We start from the raw sequence: 1,907 nt of genomic DNA, 5'->3' as shown, positions 1-1,907 counted from the left end.
ATCAGTCAAATATGGTCTTGCACTAGAATTTAGAATGAGTTTTTAAATTCTTCAATGGCTGTTTTGACAGCTTGCCATTCATTTCCAAGCGATAAAGTTTCACCAACTTGGATTTGTGGAATTCGACCACGCATACGTTCTAAACGCTCTTGGTTTGGTAGTTCTAAGTTTGCAATGCCTTCAAGTGCTGTACATGCTGCACTACGGTCATTACACACTAACCCCATATCACAGCCTGCTGCCAGAGCCGCTTGAATACGCGCATCTGCACCACCAGCCACACAAGCAGCTTGCATGCTTAAGTCATCGGAGAAAAGTACGCCATTAAACTTCAAGCGATTACGAAGGACTTCTTGAATCCAGAAAGATGAGAAACCAGCAGGGTTTGGATCAACCTGATCGTAAATCACATGTGCCGGCATGAGCGCATCTAGCTCAGGCATAAGCTTGATAAAGCTTTGCATGTCATGGTTATAAATTTCGTCATAGCTACGGCTATCGATTGCAGCTGCGACATGTGAGTCAGCTTTTACCGATCCGTGACCAGGGAAGTGCTTGCCGGTATTTGCCATGCCGGCTTTTTTCATACCGCGCATAAATGCACCAGCAAGTGGAGCGATATCTTCGATATTTTTAGAGAAGCCACGGTCACCAATTACATCGCTAATTGCATTCAGATCTAAAACTGGCGCAAAACTAAAATCGATCCCCACAGCCAAAACTTCAGTTGCCATTAACCAGCCGCACTGTTCAGCTAATTCAAGTGCTTTTTGAGGTTGAGTGATATAGAGCTCGCCAAAACGGCCCATGGCTGGCAATAATGTAAAGCCAGATTTTAGACGTTGAACGCGACCACCTTCTTGGTCGACAGCAATCAAAATATCTGGGCGAACTTGGCGCATATGGTCGGTTAAAGCACGGACTTGTTGTGGTGATTCAATATTTCGAGCAAATAAAATCATGCCACCGACTTGCGGAGCTTGTAATAGTTCAATATCTTCTTGAGTAAGTTCTGTGCTGGCTATGTCCAGCATCAACGCGCCAATCATATTGGTTCCTTTTGAATTTTGATTGAAAAACAATAAGCGAATTTTGCAATGATTTGCTACATTTTGTCAGTACAGAATATGATAAAACTACACGGTATAAACAATTTAGTTGGTTAAGATGTTGAATCTGCTTAGTTCATATCGAAAACAGAGCGTGTAAGATACGAACACCCAAGGAAGTATTAAGAATTTATGAAACTTCAAACTATAGCTTGTGCAGTAGCAATCGCGACTGGCGGTTTATTCTTCTCTCATACGATGAACGAAGCAAGAGCAGCAACCAATACTGCTGCTGTTTCTCAATCGATCCAGCCAACGCAAGAGCAAGCCTTGGTGGCTCGTCAACTGGCAACTTTAGTAGACCGCCAACATTATTTAAATATGCGTCTGGATGCGAACACATCTAACCGTATTCTTGATATGTACTTAGACAGTCTTGATCCGGACCACTCATTATTTTTAGACGCTGAAGTTCAAAACTATAAAAAGCTCTATGGTTCAAATTTTGGTGCTTCATTAAAAGCGGGGAATTTAACTGGGCCATTTGCTATTCACCAGCAATATCGTGAGCGCTTAAAACAGTTTTATGAGTTCATGCTTGCTGAGTTGAAGAAACCACAAAACTTAAAACAGCCAAATACTTTTATTGAAGTAGATCGCGAAAAAGCACCGTATTTTAAAACGTCAGCTGAACAGCAAAATCACTGGCGTAAAATGCTGGTTTCTCAGTTAATTAATTTAACGATTAGCCGTGAAGAAGAGCAGGCGAAACAAAAGGCGTTAAAAGAAAACCCTTCACTTGCTGATGGTCAAGACTTAACAGGCCCAGAAGATTTAACGCCAGCTCAGACTTTGACT

Annotated in this window: 1 protein-coding gene and 1 pseudogene; one reads left to right on the top strand and one right to left on the bottom strand. The window is 41.9% G+C overall.

Annotation, left to right across the window (positions count from 1 at the left end; translation table 11 throughout):
• Positions 1 to 29: 29 nt before the first annotated feature.
• Positions 30 to 1,049 (bottom strand): beta-N-acetylhexosaminidase, encoded by a 1,020-nt coding sequence (gene nagZ / locus VXQ92_RS16370; protein ID WP_416682539.1) that lies wholly within the window; start codon positions 1,047 to 1,049, stop codon positions 30 to 32.
• A 192-nt stretch (positions 1,050 to 1,241) separates the two neighbouring features.
• Between nagZ and VXQ92_RS16365 the strand changes: the two are divergent.
• Positions 1,242 to 1,907: pseudogene (locus tag VXQ92_RS16365) on the top strand (tail-specific protease); the annotation flags it as partial.

The organism is Acinetobacter sp. 228 (assembly GCF_048147885.1).
Note: the sequence above shows the minus strand (reverse complement) of the source record. Positions and strands in the feature narration are given on the sequence as shown.